Origin of the sequence: Pseudoalteromonas sp. MMG013 (assembly GCF_018100885.1) — a bacterium.
Lineage (GTDB): Bacteria > Pseudomonadota > Gammaproteobacteria > Enterobacterales > Alteromonadaceae > Pseudoalteromonas > Pseudoalteromonas aurantia.
The window spans coordinates 1-1,027 of record NZ_JAGJEE010000081.1 but is presented as its reverse complement, the minus strand read 5'-3'; the positions used below and the strand labels follow the sequence as shown (position 1 = coordinate 1,027).

At 38.6% G+C, this 1,027-nt stretch carries 1 protein-coding gene; it reads left to right on the top strand.

What is annotated here, in order from left to right; genetic code table 11:
• Nucleotides 1-185: 185 nt before the first annotated feature.
• Nucleotides 186-860 (top strand): hypothetical protein, encoded by a 675-nt coding sequence (locus J8L98_RS24415; protein WP_210998655.1) that lies wholly within the window; start codon nt 186-188, stop codon nt 858-860.
• The last annotated feature ends 167 nt before the right edge of the window (nt 861-1,027 follow it).

Genomic DNA, 1,027 nt, shown 5'->3' with positions numbered 1-1,027 from the left:
CCGCTTGGATAAGATTTAACAAGACACCCAAAATTGATTGTTCTTCATTCATTGCCTATCTTTTAAATTCAGCTTAAAAGATAGGCGCTTTCCCTCATGGCAACAGCACGAAAAAGACAAATGAGTTTATCTGATACCAAATATTACCATTGTATTTCAACAATTTAACAGACACCCATCATAAATTGTTATTAGCACCATCAATAAATGGTATTGATAAAGGAAGTAGGTTAAGTGTTGGTAGAATTGCTGCTGCGGCAGTTGTCGGAGGTACGGCATCTAAACTTAGTGGTGGTAAGTTTGCAAATGGTGCTACAACAGGTGCTTTCTCACGGATGTTTAATGATGAATATCACCATCAATCTGTGAAATCCAGAGTAATAAAATCAGGCAAGAAAATACTGGGCTATATTAAACATAAACCTGAAGAGCTTCATGACTATGCTGTTGATAAATTTGAAGATGTGGCAGATTCGATTACAGAAAAATTAAGGCAAGGCACAAATGTGAAATTTGATGTTTCTCTAACGGCAGGTGTTCTCGGAGTAGGAATTGAATCCACGGTTACTTTAGCGTTTTCAAAATTTTATGAAATAGGCACATTTTTCACTATGTCAGGGGGCGGCTTTGCTGGACTTGGAGGGGGAATGAATTATTCAGTCGGTACATGGCAGGGGGATTCATATACGCTGGAGGGCTTCAGTGGTAGTGTTGGAGGTTTAGGAGCTTTAGCAGGAAAAGGTGATATAACATTTACTCCTGATGGGGTTGGTGGTGATGTGGGTACGGGAATTAACGTAGGTTACGCGGCCTATGGTTTTGTCAATCATACTTGGCTAATTGGACGGGAGTACCTATGATTTTAACTGTTATTTGTATATTAATATTCTTGATTACAGGATTTGTTGAAAACGTAACTGCTTCGAAAGTCCACTCTCAACTTTTAAAATTACATGGGGGTGTTGATTTTGAATTGGTAAAAGATGCCGTCACAAACAATTTACCAAGACACCCACCGTAAATTGAT